General features: G+C 63.3%; 21 protein-coding genes and 1 pseudogene. 21 read left to right on the forward strand and 1 reads right to left on the reverse strand.

The annotated features are described in order from the left end of the window. Nucleotides 1-72 precede the first annotated feature (72 nt). The 21 genes and pseudogenes from GA0071312_RS11235 to GA0071312_RS11335 form a co-directional block, all read left to right on the forward strand. Nucleotides 73-564, forward strand: a pseudogene (locus GA0071312_RS11235) (NuoB/complex I 20 kDa subunit family protein); the annotation flags it as partial. 11 nt (nt 565-575) lie between these two features. Continuing rightward, nucleotides 576-1,211 (forward strand): NADH-quinone oxidoreductase subunit C, encoded by a 636-nt coding sequence (locus tag GA0071312_RS11240; RefSeq protein WP_083204517.1) that lies wholly within the window; start codon nt 576-578, stop codon nt 1,209-1,211. Nucleotides 1,212-1,227: 16 nt separating this feature from the next. Then, a complete protein-coding gene (locus GA0071312_RS11245; RefSeq protein ID WP_074445043.1) occupies nt 1,228-2,418 on the forward strand; it encodes an NADH-quinone oxidoreductase subunit D in 1,191 nt (396 codons plus the stop codon). Nucleotides 2,419-2,520: 102 nt separating this feature from the next. Beyond that, nucleotides 2,521-3,699, forward strand: a complete 1,179-nt coding sequence (gene nuoE, locus GA0071312_RS11250) for an NADH-quinone oxidoreductase subunit NuoE (protein ID WP_074445044.1) — start codon at nt 2,521-2,523, stop codon at nt 3,697-3,699. 12 nt (nt 3,700-3,711) lie between these two features. After that, nucleotides 3,712-5,013: an NADH-quinone oxidoreductase subunit NuoF gene (nuoF, locus tag GA0071312_RS11255; RefSeq protein WP_074445045.1), complete on the forward strand. Its 1,302-nt coding sequence runs from the start codon at nt 3,712-3,714 to the stop codon at nt 5,011-5,013. 54 nt (nt 5,014-5,067) lie between these two features. After that, nucleotides 5,068-7,149 (forward strand): NADH-quinone oxidoreductase subunit NuoG, encoded by a 2,082-nt coding sequence (gene nuoG, locus GA0071312_RS11260; RefSeq protein ID WP_074445046.1) that lies wholly within the window; start codon nt 5,068-5,070, stop codon nt 7,147-7,149. Between the two features lie 24 nt (nt 7,150-7,173). Continuing rightward, nucleotides 7,174-8,193, forward strand: a complete 1,020-nt coding sequence (gene nuoH / locus GA0071312_RS11265; RefSeq protein ID WP_074445047.1) for an NADH-quinone oxidoreductase subunit NuoH — start codon at nt 7,174-7,176, stop codon at nt 8,191-8,193. Nucleotides 8,194-8,196: 3 nt separating this feature from the next. Continuing rightward, complete coding sequence (locus tag GA0071312_RS11270; protein ID WP_131817783.1) at nt 8,197-8,463, forward strand: hypothetical protein; 267 nt, start codon at nt 8,197-8,199, stop codon at nt 8,461-8,463. A gap of 22 nt (nt 8,464-8,485) precedes the next feature. After that, nucleotides 8,486-8,974 (forward strand): NADH-quinone oxidoreductase subunit NuoI, encoded by a 489-nt coding sequence (gene nuoI, locus GA0071312_RS11275; protein WP_074445049.1) that lies wholly within the window; start codon nt 8,486-8,488, stop codon nt 8,972-8,974. Between the two features lie 173 nt (nt 8,975-9,147). Then, nucleotides 9,148-9,759, forward strand: a complete 612-nt coding sequence (locus tag GA0071312_RS11280) for an NADH-quinone oxidoreductase subunit J (RefSeq protein ID WP_074445050.1) — start codon at nt 9,148-9,150, stop codon at nt 9,757-9,759. A 12-nt stretch (nt 9,760-9,771) separates the two neighbouring features. Continuing rightward, a complete protein-coding gene (nuoK, locus tag GA0071312_RS11285; RefSeq protein ID WP_074445051.1) occupies nt 9,772-10,077 on the forward strand; it encodes an NADH-quinone oxidoreductase subunit NuoK in 306 nt (101 codons plus the stop codon). Between the two features lie 12 nt (nt 10,078-10,089). Then, nucleotides 10,090-12,090, forward strand: a complete 2,001-nt coding sequence (gene nuoL, locus GA0071312_RS11290; RefSeq protein WP_074445052.1) for an NADH-quinone oxidoreductase subunit L — start codon at nt 10,090-10,092, stop codon at nt 12,088-12,090. Then, complete coding sequence (locus GA0071312_RS11295) at nt 12,090-13,598, forward strand: NADH-quinone oxidoreductase subunit M (protein WP_074445053.1); 1,509 nt, start codon at nt 12,090-12,092, stop codon at nt 13,596-13,598. The genes nuoL and GA0071312_RS11295 overlap by 1 nt, the downstream gene beginning before the upstream one ends. Before the next feature lie 12 nt (nt 13,599-13,610). Continuing rightward, on the forward strand, nt 13,611-15,074 hold the full coding sequence (gene nuoN, locus GA0071312_RS11300) for an NADH-quinone oxidoreductase subunit NuoN (RefSeq protein ID WP_074445054.1): 1,464 nt from the start codon (nt 13,611-13,613) through the stop codon (nt 15,072-15,074). Nucleotides 15,075-15,078: 4 nt separating this feature from the next. Next, nucleotides 15,079-15,852 (forward strand): biotin--[acetyl-CoA-carboxylase] ligase, encoded by a 774-nt coding sequence (locus GA0071312_RS11305; protein WP_074445055.1) that lies wholly within the window; start codon nt 15,079-15,081, stop codon nt 15,850-15,852. A 38-nt stretch (nt 15,853-15,890) separates the two neighbouring features. After that, nucleotides 15,891-17,561, forward strand: a complete 1,671-nt coding sequence (locus GA0071312_RS11310; RefSeq protein WP_074445056.1) for a ribonuclease J — start codon at nt 15,891-15,893, stop codon at nt 17,559-17,561. 76 nt (nt 17,562-17,637) lie between these two features. Further along, nucleotides 17,638-18,042: a methylmalonyl-CoA epimerase gene (gene mce, locus GA0071312_RS11315; protein WP_074445057.1), complete on the forward strand. Its 405-nt coding sequence runs from the start codon at nt 17,638-17,640 to the stop codon at nt 18,040-18,042. A 4-nt stretch (nt 18,043-18,046) separates the two neighbouring features. After that, on the forward strand, nt 18,047-18,382 hold the full coding sequence (locus GA0071312_RS11320; protein WP_074445058.1) for a DUF1467 family protein: 336 nt from the start codon (nt 18,047-18,049) through the stop codon (nt 18,380-18,382). Nucleotides 18,383-18,937: 555 nt separating this feature from the next. Continuing rightward, nucleotides 18,938-20,260 (forward strand): proline--tRNA ligase, encoded by a 1,323-nt coding sequence (gene proS, locus GA0071312_RS11325; RefSeq protein ID WP_074445059.1) that lies wholly within the window; start codon nt 18,938-18,940, stop codon nt 20,258-20,260. A gap of 30 nt (nt 20,261-20,290) precedes the next feature. Further along, nucleotides 20,291-21,553 carry a lipoprotein-releasing ABC transporter permease subunit gene (locus tag GA0071312_RS11330; protein WP_074446116.1) on the forward strand — a complete coding sequence of 421 codons (1,263 nt, stop codon included), beginning with the start codon at nt 20,291-20,293 and terminating at the stop codon, nt 21,551-21,553. Nucleotides 21,554-21,570: 17 nt separating this feature from the next. Next, on the forward strand, nt 21,571-22,275 hold the full coding sequence (locus GA0071312_RS11335) for an ABC transporter ATP-binding protein (protein ID WP_074446117.1): 705 nt from the start codon (nt 21,571-21,573) through the stop codon (nt 22,273-22,275). A gap of 16 nt (nt 22,276-22,291) precedes the next feature. Here GA0071312_RS11335 and xth read toward each other — a convergent pair whose 3' ends face one another. Next, nucleotides 22,292-23,074 carry an exodeoxyribonuclease III gene (gene xth, locus GA0071312_RS11340; RefSeq protein WP_074445060.1) on the reverse strand — a complete coding sequence of 261 codons (783 nt, stop codon included), beginning with the start codon at nt 23,072-23,074 and terminating at the stop codon, nt 22,292-22,294. Nucleotides 23,075-23,094: the final 20 nt, after the last annotated feature.

Below are 23,094 nucleotides of genomic sequence, written 5' to 3' on the forward strand. Positions count from 1 at the left end.
CGCGTGCTATCGCCCAATGCCGAGGGTGCGGCACTTTTGCAGCGCGCGCAGGACAACCCTGCCCAGGCGAAGGATCCGTTCTTCTCGGAGGTGAATGCCGAGCTGGCCGACAAGGGCTTTCTCGTCACCTCCACGGATGATCTCATCAACTGGGCCCGTGGCGGCTCGCTGATGTGGATGACCTTCGGCCTCGCCTGCTGCGCGGTCGAGATGATGCAGATGTCGATGCCGCGCTATGATGCCGAGCGTTTCGGCTTCGCGCCGCGCGCGAGCCCGCGTCAATCGGACGTGATCATCGTCGCCGGCACGCTGACCAACAAGATGGCCCCCGCCTTCCGCAAGGTCTACGACCAGATGCCTGAGCCGCGCTACGTCATCTCCATGGGCTCCTGCGCCAATGGTGGCGGCTATTACCATTACTCCTATTCGGTGGTGCGCGGCTGCGACCGCATCGTGCCTGTCGATGTCTATGTGCCCGGCTGTCCGCCCACGGCGGAGGCGCTGCTCTACGGCGTCCTGCTTCTGCAAAAGAAGATTCGCCGCACCGGCACGATCGAGCGCTGAGGTCGAGGATCATGACGATGATTGCGCAGGACGAGATCGCGGCCCTCGAAAAGCTCGAGGCGCATATCCGCAAGGGGCTGGGTGAGCGCATTGATGACGCCGTGATCACCCATGGCGAGCTGACCATCACCGTCGCGCCGGAGGCGATCCGCGACACAGTGGCCTGGCTGCGCGACGACGAAGGCTGCCTGTTCAAGTGCTTCATCGATATCTGCGGCGTGGATTACCCGGCCCGCGAGAAGCGCTTCGACGTGGTCTACCATTTCCTCTCGCTGCGCCTGAACCAGCGTATCCGGATCAAGGTGATGGTGGATGCGCAGACGCCGGTTCCCTCGATCATCGACCTGTTTCCCGCCGCCAACTGGTTCGAGCGCGAGACCTATGATCTCTACGGCGTGATCTTCACCGATCACCCGGATCTGCGCCGCCTGCTCACCGATTACGGCTTCGAGGGGCACCCCCTGCGCAAGGATTTCCCGCTCACCGGTTTCGTCGAGGTGCGCTACGACGACATCGAGGGGCGTGTGGTCTATGAGCCGGTGAAGCTCACGCAGGAATTCCGCAATTTCGATTTCCTCTCGCCGTGGGAGGGCACCGATTACGTGCTCCCGGGCGACGAGAAGGCCGATCAGGCAGACAAGGGCTGAGGAAGGCGCTGACGTCATGGGCGAGCACGACATTCGCAATTTCTCGATCAATTTCGGCCCGCAGCACCCTGCGGCGCACGGCGTGCTGCGCCTGGTGCTTGAGCTCGACGGCGAGATCGTCGAGCGCGTCGATCCGCATATCGGCCTGTTGCATCGTGGTACCGAGAAGCTGATCGAGCACAAGACCTATCTGCAGGCCACGCCCTATTTCGACCGGCTCGATTATGTCGCGCCGATGAACCAGGAGCACGCCTTCTGCCTCGCGATCGAGAAACTGGCCGGGATCACGGTGCCGCGCCGGGCCCAGCTGATCCGGGTTCTGTATTGCGAGATCGGGCGTATTCTCTCGCATCTTCTCAATCTGACGACCCAGGCCATGGATGTGGGCGCGCTGACGCCGCCGCTCTGGGGCTTCGAGGAGCGCGAGAAGCTGATGGTGTTCTACGAGCGCGCCTCCGGGGCGCGGCTCCACGCGAATTACTTCCGCCCCGGCGGGGTGCATGCGGATCTGCCGCCGGAGCTGATCGACGATATCGAGGCCTGGTGCGATCCGTTCCTGAAGGTGGTCGATGATCTCGACGACCTCGTGATGAAGAACCGCATCTTCAAGCAGCGCAATGTCGATATCGCCGTCGTCGATATCGACGACGCCTATGCCTGGGGCTTCTCCGGCGTGATGGTGCGCGGCTCGGGCGTCGCCTGGGATCTGCGCAAGTCGCAGCCCTATGAATGCTACGAGGAGATGGATTTCGACATCCCCGTGGGCAAGAACGGCGACAATTACGACCGGCAGATGGTGCGCATGGAAGAGATGCGCCAATCCATCCACATCATGAAGCAGTGCATCGCCAAGCTGCGTGCGCCGGACGGGCAGGGGGCGATCACCACGACCGACGGCAAGTTCGCGCCGCCGACCCGGGGCGAGATGAAGCGCTCGATGGAAGCGCTCATTCACCATTTCAAGCTCTACACGGAAGGCTTCCACGTGCCGGAGGGTGAAGTCTACGCGGCTGTGGAAGCGCCGAAGGGCGAATTCGGCGTGTATCTCGTCTCGGACGGCTCCAACAAGCCGTATCGCTGCAAGATCCGCGCCCCGGGTTTTGCGCATCTTCAGGCGATGGATTTCCTCTGCAAGGGCCACATGCTGGCGGATGTGGCGGCGATCCTCGGCTCGATCGACATCGTTTTCGGCGAGGTCGATCGCTGAGCCCCGGCCGAGGGATAACGCGGCGCGGTTCGCGGGGCGAAACAGATTTGACGGGCGGCGCCGTTCGGCGGTGTCGCGAATTGAAAAAAGGCGATCACGATCATGGCCGTTCGCAGGCTCGCACCGGAAGCGGTTCAACCAAAAGCGTTTTCCTTCACCCCCGAGACCGAGGCGTGGACGAAGGAACTCGTCGCCAAATACCCGCAAGGCCGGCAGGCCTCGGCGGTGATCCCGCTTCTGTGGCGCGTCCAGACCGATTGCGGCGGGTGGCTGCCGCAAAAGGCGATCGAGGCGGTGAGCGAGCGGCTGGAAATGCCGTATATCCGTGTCTACGAGGTCGCGACCTTCTATACGATGTTTAACCTCGAGCCGGTGGGCAAATTCTACGTCCAGATGTGCGGCACCACGCCCTGCATGCTGCGCGGCTCGAACGAGATACGCAAGGTGCTCGAAGAGCGCATCGGGGCGCAGCAGACGGTCTCCGAGGACGGGCTGTTCTCCTGGCTCGAGGTGGAGTGCCTCGGCGCCTGTTGCAACGCGCCGATGGTGCAGATCAACGATGATTACTACGAGGATCTGACGCCGGAGAATTTCAACAAGCTGCTCGACGATCTCGCCGCCGGCAAGAAGGTGAATATCGGCTCGCAGGCCGGGCGCAAGTCTTCCGAGCCGCAGGACGACGTCAAGACGCTGACCGATCCCGCGCTCTATGATGGCTCCGTCGTCGGCGCCTGGCGCAAGCGCTTCGAGGAAGAGGCGGCGCAGCGCGCGGCGGAAGCTAAAGCCAAGGCCGAGAAGGAGAAGCTGGAGAAGGAAGCGGAAAAAGCCGAGAAAGAGGCTGCCGTCGCGCCCAAGAAAGGCCATCCCGATGCCGGTCGCGCCACCGAGCGCCCCGTCGCCGATGCGCCGGCCCAGCAGAAGGCCGTCGGTGAGGAAGTCGTCGATCTCGAAGCCGAGGACAAGGACATCGCGGAAAAGCTCGCCAGGCTGTCCAGGGATGCCTCTCCCGAGGAAAAGGCCAACGCGGTTGGTTCGCGCCCCAAGGCGTTGAAGAAGCCGCGCAAGGACAAGGCCGACGATCTCAAGAAGATCAGCGGGATCGGCCCGGCCAACGAGGAAAAGCTGCACAATCTCGGCATCTATCATTACGACCAGATCGCCCAATGGGGGCGTCCGGAAATCCGCTGGGTCGGGCAGTTCCTGTCATTCGCCGGGCGGATCGACCGCGAGGACTGGGTCGGCCAGGCGAAAACGCTCGCCGCCGGCGAGAGAGAGTCCTGAGAGGAAAACGACATGCTGCAGGACAAGGACCGCATCTTCACCAATCTCTACGGCTTCCATTCGCCGGATCTCGACGCTGCGCGCCAACGCGGCGCCTGGGACGAGACGAAGTTCCTGATCGATCAGGGACGCGAGTGGATCGTCGACGAGATGAAGAAATCGGGTCTGCGCGGGCGCGGCGGCGCGGGCTTCCCGACGGGGCTGAAATGGTCTTTCATGCCCAAGCAGAATGACGGGCGTCCGCATTACCTCGTCGTGAATGCCGACGAATCGGAGCCGGGCACCTGCAAGGACCGCGAGATCATGCGCCATGATCCGCATCTCTTGATCGAGGGCTGCCTCCTCGCTTCCTTCGCCATGGGGGCCAATGCCTGCTACATCTATCTGCGCGGCGAATACATCGCCGAGCGCATCGCCTTGCAGCGCGCCGTGGACGAAGCTTATGAAGCAAAGCTGATCGGCAAGAACAACCTGCATGGCTGGGATTTCGATCTCTACGTCCATCACGGCGCCGGCGCCTATATCTGCGGCGAGGAGACGGCCCTGCTCGAGAGCCTCGAGGGCAAGAAGGGCATGCCGCGCCTGAAGCCGCCATTCCCGGCCAATGTCGGGCTCTATGGTTGCCCCACCACGGTCAACAATGTCGAATCGATCGCGGTCGCCGGTACCATCCTGCGGCGCGGCGCTTCGTGGTTTTCCGGGCTCGGTCGCCCCAACAATGTCGGCACCAAGCTGTTTTGCGTCTCCGGCCATGTGAACAAGCCGTGCAACGTGGAAGAGGAGATGGGCATCACCTTCCGCGAACTGATCGACACCCATTGCGGCGGGATCCGCGGCGGCTGGGACAATCTGCTCGCGGTGATTCCCGGCGGATCCTCTGTGCCGATGGTGCCGGCCGAGCAGATTGCCGACGCGCATATGGATTTCGATACGCTGCGCGGGCTGCAATCGGGGCTGGGGACGGCTGCGGTGATCGTGATGGACAAGTCCACCGACATCGTACGCGCCATCACCCGCATCTCCTATTTCTACAAGCACGAGAGCTGCGGCCAGTGCACCCCCTGTCGCGAGGGAACCGGCTGGATGTGGCGCGTGCTGACGCGGATGTCGGAGGGCAGGGCGCAGAAGCGCGAGATCGACATGCTGCTTGAAGTCACCAAGCAGGTCGAAGGCCACACGATCTGCGCCTTGGGCGACGCTGCGGCATGGCCGATTCAGGGCTTGATTCGCCATTTCCGGCATGAAATCGAAAAGCGGATCGACGATTACGCGGCCAACCCGCATTCCGATCCGGTGCGCGTCGCAGCCGAGTAACCGGATCAAGAGTCACCTGCGGATGCGAGCGGAAACGAACAGGACGACGGCACCATGACCAAACTCATCGTCGACGGCAAAGAAATCGACGTCCCGGCCGAATACACGCTGCTCCAGGCGTGCGAGGAGGCGGGCGCCGAGATCCCCCGCTTCTGCTTCCACGAGCGGCTCTCGGTCGCCGGCAATTGCCGCATGTGCCTCGTCGAGATCAAGGGCGCGCCCAAGCCGATCGCGAGCTGCGCCTGGGGCGTGCGCGATTGCCGTCCGGGCCCGAATGGCGAGCCGCCGGAGGTCTCGACCAAGTCGCCGACGGTGAAGAAGGCCCGCGAGGGCGTGATGGAGTTCCTGCTGATCAACCATCCGCTCGACTGCCCGATCTGCGACCAGGGCGGCGAGTGCGATCTGCAGGACCAGGCCATGGCCTATGGCGTTGATTCGACCCGCTTCCACGAGAACAAGCGCGCCGTCGAGGACAAGTATATCGGCCCGCTGGTGAAGACCTGGATGAATCGCTGCATCCACTGCACCCGCTGCGTGCGTTTTGCCACCGAGATCGCCGGTGTGCCGGATCTCGGCGCCATCGGGCGTGGCGAGGACATGGAGATCACCACCTATCTCGAAAAGGCGATGGGCTCGGAGCTGCAAAGCTGCGTCGCGGATCTGTGCCCGGTCGGTGCGCTCACCTCCAAGCCCTATGCCTATACGGCGCGGCCCTGGGAGATGACCAAGACCGAATCGGTGGATGTCATGGATGCGGTGGGCTCTGCCATTCGCGTCGATTCGCGGGGTCGCGAGGTGATGCGCATCCTGCCGCGCGTCAACGAGGCGATCAACGAGGAGTGGATCACGGACAAGACCCGCCACATCATCGACGGCTTGCGCCGCCAGCGCCTCGACAAGCCTTACGTGCGCGAGAACGGCAAGCTGCGTCCCGCCTCCTGGCAGGAGGCGTTCGGCGCCATCGCCAGGGCCGTCGGCGCGGCGAGCCCGGAGCGCATCGGCGCCATTGTCGGCGATCTGCCGGCGGTGGAGGAGATCTATGCGCTCAAGCAACTGATGGCGTCGCTGGGCGTGACCAATCTCGATTCCCGTCAGGACGGCGCGGCGCTCGATCCGGCTCTGGGGCGCGGTTCCTACGTCTTCAATTCGACCATCGAGGGGATCGAGGAGGCGGATGCGATCCTGATCGTGGGCTCCAATCCGCGTATCGAGGCCTCGCTGGTCAATGTGCGCATCCGCAAGCGCTTCCGCATGGGTCCGCCGCCGATCGGCGTGATCGGTGAGAAGGCGGATCTGACCTATGATTATGATTATCTCGGCGCCGGCCCCGATACGCTGGCCGAGATCGTCTCCGGCAAGCATCCCTTCGCCAAGGTGCTCAGCGAAGCCGAGCGTCCGCTGATCATCCTCGGCCAGGGCGCGCTGATGCGTGAGGACGGCGCGGCGATCATGGCGCTCGCCGCCAAGGCGGCCGAGAAGGTCGGCGCCGTCACCGATGACTGGAACGGCTTCAGCGTGCTGCACACGGCAGCCGCCCGCGTCGGCGCGCTTGATCTCGGTTTCGTGCCGGGGGAGGGCGGCCTTGATGCGCAGGCGATGGCCGGCGAAGGCGCGCTCGACGTGGTCTTCCTGCTCGGTGCGGACGAGATCGCCATCCCGCCCGGCGCCTTCGTGATCTATCAGGGGACGCATGGCGATCGCGGCGCGCACCGCGCCGACGTGATCCTGCCCGGAGCGACCTATACCGAGAAATCGGGCACTTTCGTCAATACGGAGGGGCGGGTGCAGATCGCCAACCGCGCGGCCTTCCCGCCCGGCGATGCCCGCGAGGACTGGGCCATCCTGCGCGCCCTGTCCGATCACCTCGGTCACAAATTGCCGTTCGACAATCTGGCGCAACTGCGCGAAAAGCTGTATGCGGCCTATCCGCATATGGCGGCGATCGACGCGATCGCGCAAAGCGACGTGGCGGCGGCGGTCAAGGCTGCGGCCAGTCTGAAGGGCAAGCCGGGGGATGCGCCGTTTGCGAGCCCGGTCAAGGATTTCTACCTGACCAACCCGATCGCGCGCGCATCCGCGATCATGGCGGAATGCTCGGCGCTCGCCGCCGGGGAGAGCCGCGAAGCGGCCGAGTGAGCAAGGATACGGGACACAATCATCATGCCGGACATTCTCCTCACCGTGCTGCTCATCGCCTTCAAGAGCCTCGTCTTGATGGTCTCTCTGCTCGTCTTCATCGCCTACATTCTCTACGCCGACCGCAAGGTCTGGGCGGCGGTGCAGCTGCGCCGGGGGCCCAATGTGGTCGGGCCCTGGGGGCTGTTGCAGAGTTTTGCGGATCTCTTGAAATTCGTGCTCAAGGAGCCGGTGATACCGGCAGGCGCCAACAAGGGCCTGTTCCTGCTCGCGCCCTTCATTCTCGTGGTGCTGGCGCTCGCGGCCTGGGCGGTGATCCCGGTCAGTGAAGGCTGGGCGATCGCCGATATCAATGTCGGCATCCTGTTCGTCTTCGCGGTATCCTCGCTGCAGGTCTATGGCGTGATCATGGGCGGCTGGGCCTCGAATTCGAAATACGCCTTTCTCGGCGCGCTGCGTTCGGCCGCGCAGATGGTCTCCTACGAGGTCTCCATCGGCTTCGTGATCATCACCGTGCTGCTCTGCGTGGGCTCGCTGAACCTGACGCAGATCGTGCTGGCACAGGACAATGGCTGGGGCATTCTCGGCTGGTTCTGGCTGCCGCTCTTCCCGATGTTCGTGATTTTCCTGATCTCGGCGCTGGCGGAGACGAATCGCCCGCCCTTCGATCTGCCGGAGGCCGAATCGGAGCTCGTCGCCGGCTTCATGGTGGAATATTCCTCCACGCCATACCTGCTCTTCATGCTCGGCGAATACGTGGCCATCATGACCATGTGTGCGCTGATGACGATCCTGTTCCTCGGCGGCTGGCTGTCGCCGATCCCGTTCGCACCCTTCACCTGGGTGCCGGGTCCGGTCTGGTTCATCCTGAAGATGGCGCTGTGCTTCTACATGTTCGCGATGACCAAGGCCTTCGTGCCGCGTTACCGCTATGACCAGCTGATGCGGCTGGGCTGGAAGGTCTTCCTGCCGATCTCGCTCGCCGCCGTGGTGATCGTGGCCGGTGTGCTGCAGCTGACCGGCTGGGCGCCGGGGGCGAGTTGAGGGGTGGGCGGCTTGATTGAGTGGATTTCACCGGCGGGCATGATCGGGGCGGCCATCGGCTTCCTGATCGGGCTGGTGAATTTCAAGACGATCGGCGGCTATGTCACCGCGAAGCTGCGGGAGACGGATCGATCGACCAATGCGGCCGAAAAGGCTGATTACGAGCGGCGGATCCGGATTTTCCGCGTTGCGTTGTTCACATTGACGGTGATCGCCTTTCCGGTCATCGGCTATCTGTTCGGCACCACCGTGTCGACGATGTTCGAATGAGGAGTGGGTCATGGAGAAGGCTATGAGGCTCGATCAGGCCGCGAAGGCGATCCTCCTGAAGGAGTTCGTCTCCGGCTTTCTTCTGGCGCTGCGGTATTTCTTCAAGCCGAAGGCGACGATCAATTACCCCTTCGAGAAGAATCCCACCTCGCCGCGCTTTCGCGGTGAGCACGCCCTGCGGCGCTATCCCAACGGTGAGGAGCGCTGCATCGCCTGTAAGCTCTGCGAGGCGATCTGCCCGGCCCAGGCCATCACCATCGAGGCCGGTCCGCGCCGCAATGACGGCACGCGCCGCACCACGCGCTACGATATCGACATGGTGAAGTGCATCTATTGCGGCATGTGCCAGGAGGCCTGTCCGGTGGATGCCATCGTCGAGGGCCCGAATATCGAATTTTCCGTGGAGACGCGCGAAGAGCTGCTCTACGACAAGCAGAAGCTGCTCGATAACGGTGATCGCTGGGAGCGCGAGATCGCGCGCAATCTGGCGATGGATGCGCCTTATCGCTGAGCATTCTTCATGGTGACCGACCGGGGCCTGCATGGGGGCATATCTTCGGGATGGTTGCCGGGTTTGGCCGGACACGGGTTGTGCGGTCGCGAAACGGGGTCTATAGACAGGCCGCCCGCACCCATGCGGGCGGAACCTGACAAGCCACCGCAACAGGCTTCGAGCGAAAGCGCATGACGGTCACCGCCGCCTTTTTCTATCTGTTTGCCGCCATCACCGTGGCCTCGGCCTTCATGGTGATCGCCGCACGCAATCCCGTGCACTCGGTGCTCTTCCTGATCCTCGCTTTCGTGAATTCGGCGGGGCTCTTCATTCTGCTGGGCGCCGAGTTCCTGGCGATGATCCTCATCGTCGTCTATGTCGGCGCTGTAGCGGTGCTGTTCCTGTTCGTGATCATGCTGCTCGACATCGATTTCGCGGAGTTGCGCCAGGGCGCGCTGCAATATCTGCCGATCAGCGCGGTGGTGGGTGTCATCTTCCTGGTCGAGCTGGTTCTCGTGGTGACGACCTATACCGTCGATCCGGCCTTGCTTAACCTCCCGGCAGCAGCAGAGGCGCAAACGGGAATCACCAACACCGCCCAGCTCGGATCGGTGATCTACACCAAATATGTGTATTTCTTCCAGCTTTCCGGTCTGGTCCTCCTGGTGGCGATGATCGGGGCGATCGTGCTGACCCTGCGCGACCGACCCGGCGTGAAGCGTCAGGATGCGGCGAAGCAGGCTGCGCGCACCCGCGAGACCTCGATCGAGATCCGCAAGGTCAAAAACCGCGAGGGCGTGTAAGGAGCCGATGCGATGATCACCCTGGTCCATTTCCTCACGCTGGCGGCGATCCTGTTCACGCTGGGCGTGCTCGGGATCTTCATCAACCGCAAGAACGTGATCGTCATCCTGATGTCGATCGAGCTGATCCTGCTTTCGGTGAACATCAATCTCGTCGCCTTCTCGAGCTTCCTGAACGACATTGTCGGGCAGGTCTTTGCCCTGTTCGTGCTCACCGTCGCCGCTGCCGAGGCGGCGATCGGGCTGGCGATCCTCGTCATCTTCTTCCGCAACCGCGGCACCATCGCGGTGGAAGACATCAACACGATGAAGGGCTAAGGGGCGTCCACGATGTATCACGCGATCGTCTTCCTGCCGCTTCTCGGCTTCCTCATTGCGGGCATTTTCGGCCGCATGATCGGGCCGCGCCCGAGCGAGATCGTGACGACCTCCTTCGTCGCGATCTCCGCGCTGCTCTCATGGGTCGCACTGTTCTCCGTCGGTTACGGCGACGGCGACACCGTCGTGCGCATTGCCAACTGGATGGTCTCGGGCGATCTCGCCGTGGACTGGGCCCTGCGCATCGACGCGCTGACCGTGGTGATGCTGGTCGTGGTGAACAGCGTCTCGGCGCTCGTGCATCTCTATTCCATGGGCTACATGCACGAGGACCCGTCGCGCTCGCGCTTTTTCGCCTATCTGTCGCTGTTCACCTTCGCCATGCTGATGCTGGTGACCTCGGACAATCTGGTGCAGATGTTCTTCGGCTGGGAGGGTGTCGGCCTCGCGAGCTACCTGCTGATCGGCTTCTGGTATCAGAAGGAATCGGCCAATGCGGCGGCGATGAAGGCATTCGTGGTCAACCGCGTCGGCGATTTCGGCTTCGCGCTCGGCATCTTCCTCGTCTTCTATCTGTTCGGTTCCACCAGTTTCGACGTGATCTTCCCGCAGGTCGAGGCCTTTGCAACCGGCGAGGCGGGCGAGGGATTCGTCTTCCTCGGACTCGATGCGCAGGGCACGCTGACGCTCGCCTGCCTGCTTCTGTTCATGGGAGCCATGGGCAAATCGGCGCAGTTCCTGCTGCATACCTGGCTGCCCGACGCGATGGAGGGTCCGACGCCGGTCTCGGCGCTGATCCATGCCGCGACCATGGTGACCGCCGGTGTCTTCCTCGTGGCGCGGATGTCGCCGCTGTTCGAATATGCCCCGACGGCGCTCGTCGTCGTGACCGGTATCGGCGCGCTGACGGCCTTCTTCGCCGCGACGGTGGGGCTCGTCCAGAACGACATCAAACGCGTGATCGCCTATTCGACCTGCTCGCAACTCGGCTACATGTTCGTTGCGATGGGGCTGGGCGCCTACAGCGTGGGCATGTTCCACCTGTTCACGCACGCCTTCTTCAAGGCGCTGCTGTTCCTCGGCGCCGGTTCGGTGATCCATGCGATGCATCACGAGCAGGACATGCGCAACATGGGTGGCCTTGGCAAGGTGATCCCGCTCACCGCGCTGATGATGGTGATCGGCACGATCGCGCTGACGGGCTTTCCCTTCACGGCGGGCTATTATTCCAAGGATGCGATCATCGAGGCGGCATATGCGTCCGGTGCCGGCATGTCGGATGTCGCCTTCATCGCCACCGTCGTGGCGGCCCTGTTCACGTCCTTCTATTCCTGGCGCCTGTTCTTCATGACCTTTGCCGGCAAGGCGCGCTGGGGTGCGGGCCATGGTCACGCCGCGCATGACGACACCTCGCATGGCGATGATCACGGGCATCACCATGATCACAAGCCGCATGAGAGCCCGCCGGTGATGCTGATTCCGCTGATCCTGCTCGCCATCGGTGCGCTGGTTGCCGGCTACTTCTTCAAGAGCGTCTTCGTGGGAGACGGCTACGAGGCCTTCTGGGGCGATGCGCTCTACACGCGGGCCGACAACACCATCCTGCATGACCTGCACTACGTTCCCGCCTGGGTCGTCTGGTCACCCTTCGTGATGATGGTGATCGGGTTTGCGCTCGCGTACTGGATGTATGTCCGTGATACCGCCGTGCCGGCGCGTATCGCGCAGGAGCAGCCGATGCTCTACCGCTTCCTGCTCAACAAATGGTATTTTGACGAGCTCTACGACATCATTTTCGTGCGACCGGCCAAGTGGCTCGGGCGGTTCCTGTGGCGTACCGGTGACGGCAAGATCATCGACGGGATGGGGCCTGACGGCATCTCCGCCCGGGTGCTCGACACCACCTCCTGGGTCGTACGGCTGCAGACTGGCTATGTCTATCACTACGCCTTCACCATGCTCGTCGGTGTCGCCGCACTGGTGACATGGTATCTGATCGCGGGGGCCCGCTGATGTTCGGCTTCGGTATTCTCTCCGGGCTTCTGATCCTGCCGCTGATCGGAGCGGCCTTCATCCTCACCCTGCGCGGTGACGAGGCTGCGATCCGCAACAATGCGCGCTGGGCGGCGCTGGCGACGACGATCGTCACCTTCCTGCTCTCGCTGGTGGCCTGGGCGCGGTTCGATACGGGCAGCCCGGATTTCCAGCTGGTGGAATCGCATGCCTGGCTGATGGAGACGACGCGGTTCACGCTCGGCGTGGACGGGTTCTCGCTGCCCTTCGTGTTGCTCACCACCTTCCTGATGCCGTTTTGCATCCTCGCCTCCTGGGAGACGATCAAGACGCGCATCAAGGAATACATGGTCGCCTTCCTCGTGCTCGAGGCGCTGATGATCGGCGTCTTCGTGGCGCTCGATCTGGTGCTGTTCTACATCTTCTTCGAGGCGGGCCTGATCCCGATGTTCCTGATCATCGGGATCTGGGGTGGCAGGCGGCGCATTTATGCGAGCTTCAAGTTCTTCCTCTATACGCTGCTCGGCTCGGTGCTGATGCTCATCGCCATCGTGGCCATGTACTGGCAGGCGGGGACGAGTGACATCCCGACACTTCTCGCGCATGATTTCCCGGTCTCGCTGCAGACCTGGTTGTGGCTGGCCTTCTTCGCCTCCTTCGCGGTGAAGATGCCGATGTGGCCGGTCCATACCTGGCTGCCGGATGCCCACGTGGAGGCGCCCACGGCCGGCTCGGTGATTCTGGCCGGGATCCTCCTGAAGATGGGGGGCTACGGCTTCATCCGCTTCTCGATTCCGATGTTCCCCGATGCGTCGCTGTATTTCGCGCCGATGGTCTTCGCGCTCTCGGTCATCGCCATCGTCTACACCTCCCTCGTCGCGCTGATGCAGGAGGACATGAAGAAGCTCATTGCCTATTCCTCGGTGGCCCATATGGGCTTCGTCACGATGGGCCTGTTCAGCCTCACCCCGCAGGGGATCGAGGGGGCGATGTTCCAGATGATCTCGCACGGCCTGATCTCCGGCGCGCTGTTCCTGTGCGTGGGCGTGATCTACGACCGGATGCATACCCGCGAGATCAAGGCCTATGGGGGCCTCGTTAATCGGATGCCGCTCTATGGCGTCGCCTTCCTGCTCTTCACCATGGCCAATGTCGGCCTGCCCGGCACATCCGGCTTCGTGGGTGAATTCCTGACGCTGATCGGGACGTTCCAGGCGAATTTCTGGGTCGCCTTCGTCGCCACGTCCGGCGTCATCCTCTCGGCCTGCTATGCGCTCTGGCTGTACTGGCGTGTCATGAACGGGCGGCTGGAGAAGCCGGAACTTCAGGCGATTCCGGATCTCGACCGGCGCGAAGTTCTCCTGCTGGCGCCACTCGGCATCCTCGTCATCTATTATGGTGTGCAGCCGCAGGTGATCCTCGACGCCTTCGCCGCGCCGACACAGGCCCTGCTCGCCAATGCTTATCCCGTTCTCCAGGCCGGCGCTGCGCTGGCCGGGGTCCAGTGAGGTTCAATCGCCATGCCCGTTGAAACCACCGCATCCGGGATCCCGCTCTATGCCGTGCCCGTGCTCGGTCCGGCTCTGCCCGAGATCATCATGGCGGTCGGCGTCCTCGCGCTGGTGCTCTATGGCGCCCTGCGCGGCGAGCGCTCCACCGGCGTCGTGACGGCGGCGGCGATCGCGCTGATGGCGTTCACCCTCGGCTTCATTCTCACCATGTCGGGCGATACCCAGGTGACCTTCTCCGACGCCTTCATCACCGACGGGTTCGCCCGCTTCATGAAGGCGCTGGTGCTGATTGGTGCGATCGTGGCGCTCGCCATGTCGCGTGAGCATTTCCGCCGGCTCGGAATCGACCGTTTTGAGTATCCTTTGCTGATCCTCCTGGCCGCGATCGGCATGATGGTGATGATCTCGGCCAATGATCTCATCGCGCTCTATCTCGGGCTCGAATTGCAGAGCCTCGCGGCCTACGTCATTGCCTCCTTCCATCGCGACAATGCGCGCTCGACGGAAGCGGGGTTGAAGTATTTCGTGCTGGGTGCGCTCGCCTCCGGCATGCTGCTCTACGGCTCCTCGCTGGTCTACGGTTTCACCGGAACGGTCTCCTTCCCCGAGATCGCGACGGTCGTGGCCGAAGGCGCCAATCCGGGTGTGATCTTCGGTCTGGTCTTCATCGCCGCCGGCATTGCCTTCAAGGTCTCAGCCGTGCCGTTCCACATGTGGACGCCGGATGTCTATCAGGGCGCGCCGACGCCGGTCACCGCCTTCTTCGCCTCCGCGCCGAAGGTGGCGGCGATGGCGCTTGCGGTTCGCGTCTTCATCGGGGCTTTCCCTACCATCGTCGATCAGTGGCAGCAGATCATCGTGTTCATTGCCGTGCTCTCGATGTTCCTCGGTGCCTTCGCCGCGATCGGGCAGCGCGACATCAAGCGCCTGATGGCGTATTCCTCGATCGCCAATATCGGTTTCGCGCTGCTCGGGCTTGCGGCCGGCACGCAGGAGGGAGTGCAGGCGGTTCTGGTCTATATGGCGATCTATCTGGTCATGACGCTGGGCGTCTTCGCCTGCATTCTCAGCATGCGGCGCGGCGGGGTCGAGCTCGAGACGATTGATGATCTCGCCGGCACGGCGCGTACGCATCCGGGCTTTGCCTTCGCCATGGCGATGCTGATGCTGTCGCTCGCGGGCATTCCGCCGCTCGCCGGCTTCATCGGCAAGTATTATGCCTTCTGGGCCGCCGTTGAAGCGGGGTTGACCGTCTTTGCGGTGCTTGGCGTGATCGCCTCTGTGATCGGCGCCTATTACTATCTGCGCATCGCCAAGATCATCTATTTCGACGAGCCCGTCGGCTCATACGAGCCGATGCCCGGGATGCTGCGTGGGGTGATGACAATCTCCGCCGTCTTCGTCGTCGGTTTCTGGCTGGTGCCGGCGCCGCTCGTCGCAGCAGCCGGGGCGGCAGCGCGTTCGCTGTTCTGATCCGGTGGAGGGCGCGCGCGAAGCCATTGCCGGCGGGTTCGTTCATCTCGCGAAGGGCGAGACGGCCTCCACCAATGACGACGCGCTCACCGCGCTGCGGGAAGGGCGACAAGCGCCCTTCTGGGTCACGGCGCGGATGCAGAAAGCCGGGCGTGGGCGTCATGGTCGGGTCTGGACCTCGCCACCGGGCAACATGTACGCGACCTTGGCGCTGGTCGAGCCCTGTGAGCAACGCCATGCGGCGCAGTTCGGTTATCTGATCGGGCTGGCGCTTCACGATGCCATCGCCGCAATCGCTCCGGCCCATGCCGCCCGGGTGCGGCTGAAATGGCCGAATGACGTGCTGGTCGATGGGGCGAAGATTGCCGGAATGCTGCTTGAGGGGCATCATGCGCGCGACGGGCGTTTCGCGCTGATCGCCGGGATCGGGGCGAATATCGCCTTCACCCCCGACGACACGCCCTATCCGGCGGCGCGACTCGCCGATCTCGTTGCGGATGTGACGCCGGAAGCCTTGTTCGACGCGCTGGCCCGCGCCTTCGCGCGCCGCTTCGCGGGCTGGCGGGAAGCCCCTGACGCGATGCTCGCGCTGGCGGCTCTGCGCGAGGACTGGCTTGCACGCGCCCACGGGCTCGATGGGAATGTCACGATCCGCCTGCCGGGAGGGGCCCGAGAGGGGCGCTTTGTCGGGCTCGACGGCGATGGCCGGCTGCTGTTCCTTACGGAGGGTGGCATTCAGACGATCGATGCGGGCGATTTATACTTTGCGGGAATGTGATATACCCCGCACCAACACATATGAACGAGGTTGTTTGAATGGCGTCTGATCAGGACGAACTGGTGTTCCTGCCCCTGGGGGGGCTGGGCGAAATCGGCATGAATGCCGCACTGTACGGCTTCGGGCCGAAAAAGAAGAAGAAGTGGATTCTCGTCGATTGCGGCGTCACCTTCGCCGATGACGCTTATCCCGGCATCGATCTGGTCTATCCGGATCTGCGCTTTCTCGAGGAACGCAAGCAGGATCTGGTCGGGATCATCATCACCCATGCGCATGAAGACCACATCGGCGCCATCGCCGAATTGTGGCCGCGGCTCGAGGCGCCGGTCTACATGACGCGCTTCGCCGCTGACCTCCTCGCCACCCGTCGTCTGAGCGAGCCCGGCGCGCCGAAGCTTCCGGTGACGGTGGTGCCGCAGGGCGGCAAGGTGGATCTGGCGCCGTTCGAGGTGCAGCTCATTCCGGTTTCGCATTCAATCCCTGAATCGAACAGCCTCGCCATTCGTACGAAGCATGGTCTCGTCGTGCATACGGGTGACTGGAAGCTGGACGACGCCCCCTTCATCGGCAATGTCACCAATGCCGAGGATTTCAAGGCGCTGGGTGATGAGGGCGTGATCGCTGCGATCAGCGATTCGACCAATGTCATGCGCGATGGCGTCAGCCCCAGCGAAACGGATGTCGCGAAAGCGCTCACCGAGATCATCATGGCGGCGGAGCACCGTGTCGCGATCACGACCTTTGCCTCGAATGTGGCGCGCATCAGCGCCGTGGCGCAGGCAGCCCAGGCCTGCGGACGCGAGGTCGTGCTGGTCGGGCGGGCGATGGAGCGTGTCGTTGCGGTCGCGCGGGAGCTCGGCTATCTCGACGGCATCCCGGAATTCCGCTCGGCGGATGCCTTCCAGCACCTGCCGCGCAACAAGGTGGTGGCCCTGCTCACGGGATCGCAGGGTGAATCGCGTGCGGCGCTGGCGCGGATCGCCAATGACGATCACCGCGATATCCAGTTTTCCCAGGGCGACATCGTCGTCTTCTCGTCGCGGCTGATCCCCGGTAACGAGAAATCCGTCCTGCGCATCGTCAACGCGCTGGCGGAGAAGGGCGTGCGCATCGTCACCGACAAGGACGGGCTGATCCATGTGTCCGGCCATCCGCGCCGTGGCGAGATGGAGATGATGTATGGCTGGCTGCGGCCCGGTACGGTGATTCCCGCCCATGGCGAGGCGCAGCATCTGGCCGAGCATGTGCGTTTCGCCCGTGAACAGGGTGTGCCGCATGCCGTGATGGGGCGCAATGGCGCCATGATCCGCCTCGCGCCCGGAGAGCCGGAAATCATCGATCACGTGCCTGTGGGCCGGCTCTACAAGGATGGCGAGATCGTCATCGACGAGGCCGACAAGGCGATCCCGGAGCGCCGCAAGCTCTCGATTGCCGGTATCGCCACCATCGCCATTGCCATCGACGGCAAGGGCGAGATCGCGGGCGACCCGGTGATCGACGTGATGGGGATGCCCCGCTATACGCGCCAGGGCGAGGAGCTGATCGACTTTGTCGCGGATACGGTGATCCGCACCCTCGACGGACTGCCGCGCGCGCGCCGACGCGATACGGAGTTCGTCGAGAACGCGGTTTTGCGTGCCGTACGCTCGACACTCAACAATACCTGGGGCAAAAAGCCTGCGTGCCATGTCCTCGTTATCGAGGTATGACGGCCCCATATGAGGGCAGATGGGGCCAGCCGGATGGAGGCTGGTGCCTGTCGGTCGTGAAGGCAGGAGAAACGCGATGATCGGGCGTCTCAACCATGTGGCCATCGCCGTTCGCGATATCGCCGCCGCGACGGCGGTCTATCGCGATACGCTCGGTGCCAGGGTCTCGCAGGCCGTGCCGCTGCCCGAGCACGGGGTGACGACAGTCTTCGTCGAACTGCCGAATACCAAGATCGAGCTGCTGGAGCCCCTTGGCGCGGATTCGCCGATCGCGCGTTTTCTGGAAAAGGCGCCGGATGGCGGCATCCACCACCTCTGTTACGAGGTGGGCGACATTCGCGCTGCGCGCGATCGTCTGGTCGAAGCCGGCGCGCGGGTGCTGGGTGATGGCGAGCCGAAGACCGGTGCGCACGGCAAGCCGGTACTGTTCCTGCATCCCAAGGATTTCTGCGGTACGCTCGTCGAACTCGAGGAGGCATGATCTCATGGTCAACGCGATTCGCCTGATTGCCACATCAACCTCCGCGACGCTGATCATGATCGGCGCCATCACGATTGCTGCCCTGATTGTCGGTATCGGTGTGCTGGATATGGGGATTACCGGGGCGCTGGCGCTCTATTTCGTGGTCTGGTGGATCATGCTGTTTGCCGTGCTGCCCTTCGGCGTCCGCTCTCAGCTGGAGAGCGGGGAGGTGGTCGCAGGATCGGAGCCGGGCGCGCCGGCAGCGCCGGCTCTGCGTCAGAAGGCGATCTGGACGACGATCGTCTCTGCATTGGTGTTCAATCTGACCATTCTGCTGTTGCCGCTGGCCGGTCTCTGACGGCATTCCGGGACGGTCGGTCCGGATCAGATGCAGAACCGCGATTCACCGGATGCTGGCCAGCGATAAAATGAGCTGGAATATTTGGCGTTTTCGAATGGCCGCGCGCTCGTCTGTCCAGTGCACAAAAGAAAAAAGCAAGGCTTTCGCCTTGCCTGTATTTATCATTTACGCCTTGTGTTCTTATCTGGGCCCGTTTTACGAGCCGTGGCGCCTTTCCTCCCCAGACTTGGACCGCGCCCCCCGCCTGTCTTGTTCGCTTTTCTTGGCGATCTGGTGAAGAGGTTTATAATCAGCCGCGACGGACTTGTCACCACATTTTCATCAGAAATGCGCAAAAAAATGCCATAAAAATTCGCTGCGGTGCAACAAACATGCGAAAGCCGATATATGTGTCTGGAAATTTCAGGTTGCTGCAAGCGGCGGGGCGTTGCGAAACAGCACGCTTCTTCTGCGTTTCCAGTCTTGTGTTTTATCCGCTTGAAGTGTCATGTGCGCGAAATTGAATCACGCCCGTGTATCGTGTCGCCACTCCTGATCTGACCGAGGTCGTTCATGCGTCTGAGCCGCTACTTCCTGCCCACCTTGCGCGAGACCCCGCGCGAGGCCGAGATCGTCTCGCATCGCCTGATGCTGCGTGCCGGGATGGTGCGCCAGCAATCGGCCGGGATCTTCTCCTGGCTGCCGCTGGGTCTGCGCGTGCTCAACAAGATCAACGCGATCATCCGCGAGGAGCAGAACCGGGCCGGTGCCGTCGAGATCCTGATGCCGACGATCCAGTCGGCGGATCTGTGGCGCGAATCGGGGCGCTACGAGGCCTATGGCAAGGAGATGCTGCGCATCCGGGACCGGCACGAGCGCGACATGCTGTTCGGCCCGACCAACGAGGAGATGGTGACGGATATCTTCCGCACCTATCTGCGCTCCTACAAGGATCTGCCGCTCAATCTCTACCACATCCAGTGGAAGTTCCGCGACGAAATCCGCCCGCGTTTCGGCACGATGCGCTCGCGCGAATTCCTGATGAAGGACGCCTATTCCTTCGATCTCGACAAGGAAAGCGCCCGCCATGCCTATAACCGGATGTTCGTGGCCTATCTGCGCACCTTCGCGCGGATGGGGCTGCGGGCGATTCCGATGCAGGCCGATACCGGTCCCATCGGCGGGGATCTGAGCCACGAATTCATCATCCTCGCCTCCACCGGTGAGAGCGAGGTTTTCTGCGACAAGGCCTATCTCGATTTCGACACGCCGGCGGCGGAGACCGATTTCGAGGATCGGGCCGGTTTGCAGGGTATCGTCGATGCCTGGACGGCACGCTATGCCGCGACCGACGAGAAACATGACGAAGCCGCCTTTGCCGCACTCCCGGATGCCGACAAGCTCTCGGCGCGCGGTATCGAAGTGGGGCATATCTTCTATTTCGGCACCAAGTATTCCGAGCCCATGAGGGCGGTGGTGACCGGGCCTGACGGCAAGGAGCATCCGGTGCATATGGGCTCCTACGGCATCGGTCCGAGCCGTCTCGTCCCCGCCATCATCGAGGCGAGCCATGACGAGGCCGGCGTGATCTGGCCGGATGCGATCGCACCCTTCCATGTGGCCTTGCTCAATCTGAAGCCCGGCGATCCGGCAACGGATGGCGCCTGCGAGACGCTCTATGCCGCGCTCGGTGCTGCCGGTTACGATGTGCTCTACGACGATCGCGAGGAGCGCCCCGGCGCAAAATTCGCCAATGCCGACCTGATCGGCCTGCCCTGGCAGGTGATTGTCGGCCCCAAGAGCCTCGCGGATGGCAAGATCGAGATGAAGCGCCGCGCCACCGGCGCGCGAGAGCTCGTGGCCGTCGACGATTGCCTCGCGCGCCTGAAAGCGTGAGTGGCTGTCTGCAAGCATGAAAGCGATCCCATGAGCTCAGCGACGCGACCTTTCGCAGGCTTCGAATGGATGCTGGCCCTGCGCTATCTGCGCACGCGCCGACGGGAGGGCTTCGTCTCGGTGATCGCCGGCTTCTCCTTCATCGGGATCATGCTGGGTGTCGCCACGCTGATCATCGTGCTCTCGGTGATGAACGGCTTCCGCTCGGAATTGCTGAACAAGATCGTCGGTATCAACGGCCATATCTTCGTCGCGCCGATCGACAGCCCGCTGACCGATTACGACGAGGTTGCGATGCGGATCGCAGAACTGCCGGGTGTGCGTCGTGCCGTGCCGCTGGTCGAGGGGCAGGCTTTCGCGTCATCCAGCGAGGAGGGCGGGGGCGTGCTGGTACGCGGCGTGCGCCCCGATGATCTGCCCCGCATTGATGCGATTACCGATAACATCCGGCAGGGCTCGATCGATAATTTCGGCGAGCAGGAGGGAGTGCTGATCGGCCAGCGCCTCGCCGAGCAGCTCGGATTGCGGGCAGGGGACACGCTGACGCTGATCTCACCGCGGGGTGCGACGACGGCGTTCGGTACCGCGCCCCGCATCAAGGGCTATCCCGTCGAGGCGATCTTCGAAGTGGGCATGACGGAATTCGACAACATCTTCGTCTACATGCCGCTGGAAGAAGCGCAGACCTATTTCAATCGCGCCGGTGATGTGAGCGTGATCGAGGTCTTTCTCGATGATGCCGACCGTGTGTTTCAGGCGCGCCAGGCGATCAGCGCTGCTGTCGAGAGACCCGTACTGCTGACGGACTGGACACAGCGCAACCGCACCTTCTTCGCCGCGCTCGAAGTCGAGCGCAACGTGATGTTCATCATCCTCACCCTGATCGTGCTGGTGGCGGCGCTGAATATCGTCTCGGGCCTGATCATGCTGGTGAAGGACAAGTCGCACGACATCGCCATCCTGCGCACGATGGGGGCGACCCGGGGCGCGATCATGCGCGTTTTCCTGATTACCGGGGCCTCGATCGGGATCGTGGGGACGATTGCCGGGCTCATCCTCGGCCTCGTCTTCACCTATAATATCGAGGCGGTGCAAAACTTCTTCTCATGGGTTCTGGGCCAGGATCTGTGGGATCCGACAGTGCGTTTCCTCTCGGATATTCCGGCCGAGATCGATCCCTCGGAAGTCATCGCGGTGCTGGTCATGGCCTTTGTGCTCTCGCTTCTGGCGACGCTCTATCCCTCATGGCGCGCAGCGCGGCTGGACCCGGTCCAGGCGCTGCGTTACGGGTGATGGCCATGAATGAAGCCATGTCCCAGGCACAGGCCGGCGAAGACGTACCCGCCCTCTATTGCTCCGCCGTCGCGCGTCGCTATCCGCAGGCGGACGGAGCGCTCGACATCCTCACGGGGGCCGAATTCGCGATCTGGCCCGGCGAGATCGTGGCGCTGGTCGCCCCGTCAGGCACGGGAAAATCGACGCTCCTGCATGTGGCCGGCCTGCTCGAGCGTCCCGATGCCGGCGAGGTCTTCATCGCGGGCGCGGCGACGGCGCATATGGATGATACCGGTCGCACCCGGCTGCGGCGCGAGCAGATCGGTTTTGTCTACCAGTTCCACCATCTGCTGCCGGAATTCTCGGCGCTGGAAAACGTGGTGATGCCGCAACTCATTCGCGGCCTGCCCAAGGCGGAAGCCCGCAAGCGGGCGCAGGAACTGCTCGAATTTCTCGGCCTCGGCCCACGCGCCACGCATCGTCCCTCGGAGCTTTCCGGCGGCGAGCAGCAGCGTGTGGCAATCGCGCGCGCCGTGGCCAACGCACCCCGCCTGCTTCTGGCCGACGAGCCCACCGGAAATCTTGATCCGCAGACGGCGGGACACGTGTTCAACACGCTGGTCTCGCTGGTGCGCGCCACGGGCCTCGCCGCGCTGATCGCCACGCATAATGTCGAGATCGCATCGCGCATGGATCGCATCATCACCATTGCCGACGGCAAGGTCGTCGACAGGGTCTGAGCGCGCAGCCGCGCCGTCAATTCAGATCGATCGAGACTGGTACGTGGTCAGAGGGCTTCTCCCAGCCGCGCAGATGCTTGTGGATCGCATAGCCGGCCAACCGGTCTGCCGCGCGCGGCGAGAGCAGCAGGTGGTCGATGCGGATACCGTTATTGCGCTGCCAGGCGCCGGCCTGGTAATCCCAGAAAGTGTAGAGCCCGTCGGAATCGTCGCAGGCGCGCACGGCATCGGTGAGACCGAGCGCCTCAAGCGCCCGCCAGCGGGAACGGGTCTCCGGCTGGAACAGCGCGTCATTCACCCAGGCTTGCGGCTTTGCCGCATCGCGCGGCTGCGGAATGACGTTGTAATCGCCGGCGAGTACGAAGATTTCCTCGTCCGCGAGAAGGTCGCGCGCATGGGCGATCAGGCGGTCCATCCAGGCGAGCTTGTAGGGGAATTTCCTGTCGTCATCGATCGGGTTGCCGTTGGGCAGGTAGATCGAGGCGACGCGTACAGCCTCGCCGTCACGGGAGATCACGGCTTCGATGTAGCGCGCATGCGCGTCGGAATCATCGCCCGGCAGGCCGGTGCGCACATCCTCGATCGGGTGGCGCGAGAGGATGGCGACGCCGTTATAGCTCTTCTGGCCATGGATAACGACATTGTAGCCCGCATCCTCGATCGCGCCCGTCGGGACGTTTTCCGGCGTCGTCTTGAGCTCCTGCAGGCAGAGCACATCCGGCTTCGCTTCTTCGAGGAAGGCCAGGAGGTGGCTCTGTCGGGTGCGGATGGAGTTGACGTTCCAGGTGGCGATACGCATCGTGCTTTGATCTTTCGAAC

Origin of the sequence: Saliniramus fredricksonii (assembly GCF_900094735.1) — a bacterium.
Classification (GTDB): Bacteria; Pseudomonadota; Alphaproteobacteria; order Rhizobiales; family Beijerinckiaceae; genus Saliniramus; species Saliniramus fredricksonii.